The sequence below is a fragment of the Leclercia sp. EC_58 genome, assembly GCF_019584355.1.
Classification (GTDB): domain Bacteria; phylum Pseudomonadota; class Gammaproteobacteria; order Enterobacterales; family Enterobacteriaceae; genus Enterobacter.
Genome location: NZ_VDAM01000001.1, coordinates 1602341 through 1609895, shown reverse-complemented (window position 1 = coordinate 1609895; position 7555 = coordinate 1602341). Strand labels below are relative to the sequence as shown.

The 7555-nt window shown below is 47.8% G+C and carries 8 protein-coding genes and 1 tRNA gene; 3 read left to right on the top strand and 6 right to left on the bottom strand.

The window, feature by feature from the left end; all coding sequences use genetic code 11:
- Positions 1 to 413: 413 nt before the first annotated feature.
- On the top strand, positions 414 to 1346 hold the full coding sequence (locus FHC51_RS07860) for a type II site-specific deoxyribonuclease (RefSeq protein WP_309236304.1): 933 nt from the start codon (positions 414 to 416) through the stop codon (positions 1344 to 1346).
- On the opposite strand, the gene FHC51_RS07855 is transcribed toward FHC51_RS07860, so the two are convergent.
- The 6 genes from FHC51_RS07855 to rraB form a co-directional block, all read right to left on the bottom strand.
- Positions 1315 to 2439, bottom strand: a complete 1125-nt coding sequence (locus FHC51_RS07855) for a DNA cytosine methyltransferase (protein WP_220435253.1) — start codon at positions 2437 to 2439, stop codon at positions 1315 to 1317. The genes FHC51_RS07860 and FHC51_RS07855 overlap by 32 nt on opposite strands.
- 133 nt (positions 2440 to 2572) lie before the next feature.
- Positions 2573 to 3835 carry an integrase arm-type DNA-binding domain-containing protein gene (locus tag FHC51_RS07850; protein WP_220435252.1) on the bottom strand — a complete coding sequence of 421 codons (1263 nt, stop codon included), beginning with the start codon at positions 3833 to 3835 and terminating at the stop codon, positions 2573 to 2575.
- 200 nt (positions 3836 to 4035) lie between these two features.
- Positions 4036 to 4120 (bottom strand) — tRNA-Leu (locus FHC51_RS07845).
- 104 nt (positions 4121 to 4224) lie between these two features.
- Positions 4225 to 4956 carry a topoisomerase II gene (locus tag FHC51_RS07840; protein ID WP_220435251.1) on the bottom strand — a complete coding sequence of 244 codons (732 nt, stop codon included), beginning with the start codon at positions 4954 to 4956 and terminating at the stop codon, positions 4225 to 4227.
- Positions 4957 to 4990: 34 nt separating this feature from the next.
- Entirely contained in the window at positions 4991 to 5749 is a 759-nt protein-coding gene (miaE, locus tag FHC51_RS07835) for a tRNA isopentenyl-2-thiomethyl-A-37 hydroxylase MiaE (protein ID WP_156653806.1), read from the bottom strand.
- A gap of 42 nt (positions 5750 to 5791) precedes the next feature.
- Positions 5792 to 6214, bottom strand: coding sequence for a ribonuclease E inhibitor RraB (rraB, locus tag FHC51_RS07830; protein WP_103178050.1), 423 nt, complete (start codon positions 6212 to 6214; stop codon positions 5792 to 5794).
- On the opposite strand from rraB, the gene FHC51_RS23220 reads away from it, so the two are divergent.
- Both FHC51_RS23220 and argF read left to right on the top strand, forming a co-directional pair.
- Positions 6104 to 6409, top strand: a complete 306-nt coding sequence (locus FHC51_RS23220; RefSeq protein ID WP_371413825.1) for a hypothetical protein — start codon at positions 6104 to 6106, stop codon at positions 6407 to 6409. The genes rraB and FHC51_RS23220 overlap by 111 nt on opposite strands.
- Positions 6379 to 7383 (top strand): ornithine carbamoyltransferase, encoded by a 1005-nt coding sequence (argF, locus tag FHC51_RS07825; protein ID WP_220435250.1) that lies wholly within the window; start codon positions 6379 to 6381, stop codon positions 7381 to 7383. Before FHC51_RS23220 ends, argF begins: the two co-directional genes overlap by 31 nt.
- Positions 7384 to 7555 lie beyond the last annotated feature (172 nt).

Genomic DNA, 7555 nt, shown 5'->3' with positions numbered 1-7555 from the left:
AAATCCTTGATCAGCTCCCATGACGCATCAGAAAGTTCGTAACGCCTTGCCATACGGGCCTCCAACCGGTCATGGCGGCAATTTTAGCCACAACGACTTTTCGTACAAAACCTAGCAGCATGCAGGCAACAAACAATCAGCTGGAACAAAAAACACACCCCCAGCACTAAACACAGTGATCTTACCAACCAGTAGTTACGTCCTATTCGCATGAACTATAATTTTGAGCTTTGAAGGCAGGTACCACCAGATGGCCTTTTACCTCCTGCCAGACACTTATAGGTAACAAACATCTTCCAACAGGCTCACCGGATCAGAGATGTTCAGGCAGAGCCAATAGGAAATTTTTTGTATAATGTACTGTTCTGAAAGCAAGAGATTGATATGATACATCTTTGCGCAGAATTAAAGGGGTGTCTGAAGTGGATAAATTAAGGGAACTAATTAGTCATGCATCTAAGCTTTATAATCGAAATCTTGATCATCTCCCAGCAACGTTAGAGTTAATTGAGCATTCAATGAATCTTTTGAATGAGAACGCAAAATATGATTATTTTGGTCCATTTAAAGGTAAAAAAGAGATAGGCTACTATGCCTTCTTTGGCAATAATGAGATCTCCAGACCTATCAGAAATGACTTATATATTAGAGATATAAATATTTATAAGGAATTAAGCAATAATGTACTCACCGACTTAAAAAAGATTAACACTGACTGGGACTCAGATAAATCAAATGTAGCAAATAAAGTCATATATACTTCAATTATGTCGATAGCTTGTGCTTTTGATTTGTGGAAGAAAGGTAGCAGAAAAACACCAGGTACAGTTTTTGAAATTTATATCGCAGCGCTCTTGAAAGTAATGCTCCCTAATGAAATTTTTTCAAAACATATCCCATTGATTGATCAGATAAATTCTGATGAAGAGCTTACAGATCCAGCAAGTGTTTCTACCGATGTAGTAATTAAAAGTGGCGAAAATGTGAACCGAGGAGTTGTTATCCCATTGAAAATAACAACAAGAGAAAGAATCGTTCAACCATTTGCCCAGCAACGAATCTTAGATTCATATTTCGGCAATGGTGTTTTTAACTCTTTCTTGGCATGTATTAGTGAAACACAGCAAGATAAAATCAATCGAAAAGTAAACCATATATGTGTACCGGGAACTATACGGCTGTATCAAAAATACCTTTCAAATGTTGCAGGAATGTATTATTGCGATATTCCTGAAAGATATTTACAGGTTGATTTGACCGATATTATACCGGTCAAATCAATGGGTGAATTTTTGTTAGATATAAATAATTTTTTTACGAGAACAGCTCAATTTGCTCCTCATTAGAGTTCTCAATAGGGCTTTGATAACTACTGTTTTCAGGGCTCTGATTATTAAGACATTTAATAATTGCTGTTCCTGCGGCTTTAGCTACTGGAGGCGGAACAGCATTCCCAATTTGCAACCTTATGGCATCCCTCTTACCGTAAAACCGGTAGTCGATAGGGAATCCTTGCAACATAGCCCCCTCTCTAAGAGTGATGGCTCTATTTTGAGATGGATGCCCATACCTGCCTCTAGTGAAACTATCAAATCCCGCGGTAATTGTCGGACATTGCTTATCCCACTCAAGGCGCCCGTATACATCTGGCCATCCACCAGAGTTAGTATCCACATTTTGATGGCATTTTAATCTCAAATCATGTGGAATGTCTTTCCACCCACCGCCAGGAGGAACATGAGAAAACCTATCTTCATTAAGCTTTGTTATTTTACACTTAATATGATTAGGTATCTCACTATGCTCAGTATAATCTTCTGGGGGCGGAGGAAGATTACCTATAACATCTTTAATAGTAAGCTCACTGTCTGTTCTTTCGAGCTTTGGATAGTCACTATTCTCAGACTTATCTATTCCGATCATAATAAAACGCCCTCTTTTCTGGGCAACACCAAAATCTGAAGAACAAATGAAAAAGGTGAAGATGTTATATTTGAATAACTTTTCTTTTATTTCATCGATTAAATCCCGACCTCTTTTCTGTCCAAAAATCTCGACATTTTCAAACAAAAAAGCTCTTGGGTTTAATTCATTTACCAGTCTTGAATATTCAAGAACCAACTTATTTCTTTCATCATTTAATAGATGAGCACCTTTTCTTTGTTTAGAAAATCCCTGGCATGGAGGTCCACCACTAAAAAGGTCTAACCTAGAAGTTATCCCCGCTCTTTCTAAAAGAGACTTACCGCTAATTGCAGAAGCATCTAATTGAAGGCAATGATCTCCAAGATTATTATTATAAGTTTTTACAGCATCCTCATTGATATCAAATGCTAATTTGATATCAAAACCGGCCTGCTTAAGCCCAAGGGACATTCCACCAGCACCACAGAACCCCTCAATACATGTAAGCTTTTGAACACTATCAAGATTACTCATATAAACTCACTTAACGATCATTAATCTTTCCATTTTAACGTTATTTATCAAGCAAAACCATAAAAACAATTAAATCAAAAATAAATATTAGCTCAATAAAAACGAGTGAAAAACCTAATTAATATGAATGCCATCAATTTGAATATCCATTCTTTCCATACTCAAATGGACTATGTAATTTATTTCGGTTTGCATCCAAGAAATCAGCCCACCATTGCAGCATCAACTTGCGCTCATCCAGATGTTCCGCTTTATGGATATATGCTGCGCGTACCGAATTGCGTTCCATATGGCTCATCTGCCTTTCCACCGCATCCTTCGACCATAGTCCTGACTCAATTAACGAACTACAAGCCATTGTACGGAAGCCATGGCCGCAAACCTCAACTTTAGTGTCATAACCCATCACCCGTAGCGCACTGTTTACCGTGTTCTCACTCATGGGCTTACGCGGATCATGATCGCCAATAAAAATGAGTTCATGTTTGCCGCAGAACTGTTTTATTTGCTTCAGGATCGCCAGCGCCTGCTTTGAAAGCGGCACCAGATGAGGGGTGCGCATCTTTGATCCTCGCTGAGAATGTTTCACGCCGGGAATAGGCTCTCGCTCAGGCGGAATGGTCCACATTGACGTTTCAAAATCGATCTCTGACCAGCGAGCAAAACGTAACTCACTGGAACGAATAAAGATAAGCAGAGTGAGTTCCGTTGCCCAGCGGGTTAGCGGCCTCCCGGTATAGCCGTCTATTTTCTCAAGTAACTCAGGGATACGCTTTAATTCCAGCGCCGGGCGATGTTGTCGATTGCCAGAGGCGACAGCTCCAGCCATCTCCTGCGCTGGATTGTAATCAATCAGCCCGCTTTGCACTGCATAACGCATGATGGCCGTGGTGCGCTGTTGAAGACGAGAAGCCACCTCAAGACGTCCAGACAATTCCACCGCTTTAACTGGTGCCAGTAAATCACGAGTACCCAATTCAGCAATGTTGCGAGTACCAATTGCCGGGAAGATATTGTCCTCCAGGCTCTTTTTTACGCGATTAGCATGATCTTCTGACCATTTTTGGTTAGTCGCAAGCCACTCTCTGGCAACCTTCTCGAAAGTAATAATCTCTTTAGCCTGCTCTTCTTTTAAAGCACGCTTATGCTCACGAGGATCAATGCCAGCAGCAACCAGCTTTCTGGCCTCTTCTCTCTTCTGTCTGGCATTAGCTAACGAAATTTCAGGATAGACACCAAACGCCATCAAATGTTGTTTACCGCCAAAACGGAAACGAAATCGCCAATACTTTGAGCCGTTAGGTTTTACAAGTAAGGACATGCCGTCGCCGTCAACAAGTGAATACTCTTTCTCCTCAGGTTTCGCAGAACGAACTTTAGTATCCGTTAGGGCCATAGTGGTCCTCCTTCCATTGGTATATCGTAAGTATACAGGCAATATCGAATCGACAAATATACTCATTAGTATACTCACAAGCTTGTTGATGTGGGTTGAGTTAGGTTGACTTCAGTTGAGGGGAAAAGCGGGTAAAGGCTTGTGTGGCGCGGATTTTGGGCATAAAAAAAGACGTCGATTGACGTCTATTTATATACTTTTGGTGCCGAAGGCCGGACTCGAACCGGCACGTATTTCTACGGTTGATTTTGAATCAACTGCGTCTACCGATTTCGCCACTTCGGCACTGAAGGGGATGCGGAAACGTTGTGGATTATACCTGTCGCACGCCGCCATGCAAGCGGCGACGCGCTAAACCGCGTTAAGTGCCCAAAAAACCAGCGCCCACGTCAATCCAGTTCCGTCACCGCCATCCGAATCACCCTCGCCGCCTTCTGCTCCGGCAGCTTCAGCACCTTACCCCACATCGCCTGTACCATCTCGCAGGTGAGCTTCTCTTTGCCCACCGCGTTCTCTGGCATCACCAGCAACCGGATATCCTTGCCGTATTGAACAGTGAGTTCCTGCATAATCGGGCGCACATCTTCCACCGCGGCGGCGTGTTCTTCCGGGGTCACGGTGTGGCGATCGTTACTCCAGCCCGCGCGCATCATCTCGGCGTCGGCCTGCATGCGGCGCTGCATCATATTTTTATCCAGCACCCGCATCGGGTTGATGCCCCCCTTCACGCCCGGAAACAGAAAACGAAAACAGGCGTCGTCACTCACCTTCTGAATGGCGGCGGTCTGCTCCATGTTGATCTTCATATACGCCACCGCATTCGCGTCGGGGGCATATTGCAGGCGCGACATCTGCAGGCTAAGGATCTGCGGCTGGACCATGTCGATAATGTCCTGCTCAGAATCGCCCGCCTTTTGCATAGTGAGGATCTGCTCGCGAATACGTGTCACAAATCGGGGGTCCTGCTCTTTCAGCACCTGCCAGGAGGGCATGGCGTTAAGGGTGGTATCAAGCCGGTGTTCGGGGGTGTTCTGCAGGCGTTGCTTGTCGTAATAAACCCAGAAGGCTACTGCTGCGGAGATAACTGCCACTGCGACTATAGGTGTCCACGCTCTTCTCATCGTTACGCATCCTTGATCCTTTAGCTATGCCGGTTTACACCGGCACGCCGCTATGGAAGCGAAACTCGTTATCCGGTGTTGAGATAAGTGTGGCTTCAATTTCACCAAAAAGCTGTATCCGGGAAGAGATATCCTCGTCGCTGACCTGTTGGGCAAGCGTCAGATAGTCCTGATAATGCCGCGCCTCAGAGCGCAGCAGCGACAGGTAAAACTTCTGCAGATCGTCGTCGAGGAAGGGTGCCAGCGCGGCGAAGCGTTCGCAGGAGCGGGCTTCGATATAGGCGCCGCAGATGAGCTTGTCGATCAGCGTCAGCGGCTCGTGGGTGCGCACGGCTTTCAGCATCCCTTTGGCGTAGCGGCTGGCGGTGATTTTGACGTAGGGGATCTTGCGGGTCAGCATCGCCTCGCGCACCTGCCAGAAGTGATGCAGCTCCTCTTTAATCAGCAGCACCATGCTGTCGATGAGCGCCTGGCCCCAGGGATCGTCGGTTTTGGGCATCACGCTTTTGCCAATCTGCTTGTGCAGGGCGACAAAGTCTGGTTCCGGGCCTTCGCGGAAGGTAAAGGCTTCGTAGGGCTTGAGCCACTCGAGCAGCGCGTCGGCCCCGCTCTCGTCGGCGACGTATTTACGCACTAGTAACAGCGCGGTCTGGGCGGCTTTGAGCTCGCACACCATATGGTCGGTGAGCAGCAGCGGCAGGTTCGCCGGGTCGCGGGCTTGATCAATCCATGCTTGCGGGGTCGGGCACTGGAGGAAGTTTAAAACAGGGGCGAGTATCTGCGGGTAGTCCATTATTTTTCCTGAAGCGGCAGCCGAAGCTGCCGCAAATAACACTTAGTGACGCACGCCGTCGTCATCTTCGTCGATGAAATCTTCGTCGTCTTCGTCACCCTCTTCGCCGTTCGGATCTTCGAAGTAGGTGCCCCAGCCGTCGTATTCTACTTCAAACTTCTCGGCCAGGTTCATCAGCTGTTCTACCTGGGCGTCGATCAGCTCCGCCTTCAGCGCGCCTTCGCTCAGAATGTCGCAGCAGATGACGGTGTCGCCCTCTTCTACTTCCAGCTCTTCCGGCTCGGTCACTTCATAACCCAGACGGAACGCTTCCACCGCCAGTTTCTCCAGCGCTTCGAAATCATCCGCAGAGAAATGGTGCTCGATGGTGTAGAGCGCATCCGGATCGCTGCCGTCTTCCAGCAGTTCTTCAATAATCAGTCGCGTCTCTTCGCGCTGTTCTTCCAGCAGTTCTGGGTTTGCCATGGCTCGTTCCTCTTTAAAGTGCGGCAGATACTTCTATTTTCACACACGGATGTGTTTGCCTCCACCTTTGTAAGAAAGATTTGTGCAACGGGGTTGCATGTGCATATTGATACAGATAAAGTGAATTTTAATTCAATAAGTGGCCTTTGCCATGTGAGGATAAAATGTCTGAACTGTATAAAAAACATTTCCTGAAATTGCTCGATTTTACCCCTGCACAGCTCACCTCCCTGCTTGCCCTGTCAGCAAAGCTGAAGTCCGATAAGAAAAAAGGGACTGAAGTACAGAAACTTACTGGCAAAAACATCGCGCTCATCTTCGAAAAAGACTCAACCCGTACCCGATGCTCTTTCGAAGTTGCCGCATTTGACCAGGGCGCACGCGTGACCTATCTCGGGCCGAGCGGCAGCCAGATTGGGCATAAAGAATCAATTAAAGATACCGCGCGGGTGCTGGGCCGGATGTACGACGGCATTCAGTATCGCGGCCACGGCCAGGAAGTTGTCGAAACCCTCGCGGAATTTGCCGGGGTGCCGGTGTGGAACGGGCTGACCAACGAGTTCCATCCCACCCAGCTGCTGGCGGACCTGCTCACCATGCAGGAGCACCTGCCGGGCAAGGCGTTCAACGAGATGGTGCTGGTCTATACCGGCGATGCGCGTAACAACATGGGTAACTCGATGCTGGAAGCAGCCGCGCTCACCGGGTTGGATCTCCGTCTGGTGGCGCCCAAAGCCTGCTGGCCGGAAGAGCGCCTGGTGGCGGAGTGCAGCGCGCTGGCAGAAAAGAACGGCGGCAAAATCACCCTCACCGAAGATGTCGCGGCGGGCGTGAAGGGCGCGGACTTTATCTACACCGACGTCTGGGTGTCGATGGGCGAAGCCAAAGAGAAGTGGGCGGAGCGTATCGCCTTGCTGCGCGGCTATCAGGTGAATGCGCAGATGATGGCGCTGACGGGTAACCCGAATGTGAAGTTCCTGCACTGTCTGCCGGCGTTCCACGATGACCAGACCACGCTGGGTCAGCAGATGGCGAAAGAGTTCGATCTGCACGGCGGAATGGAAGTAACGGACGAGGTATTTGAATCGGCGGCAAGTATTGTATTTGACCAGGCAGAGAACCGGATGCACACCATTAAAGCGGTGATGGTCGCGACCCTGGGTGAATAAGGTTGCGTTTAAATAACGGGAGGGTTTTGGCCCTCCTGCTTTTCAAATTATCCGTTCAGGAAATTAATTTGCTGTTACCCGCACCTTACCGTAGGGGCACTTTTTAAAAATACATTTTACCGGGGCATCGCACTGTTTGCTCTCCGGGTCGCGATGGCCGGGGCATCTGGAC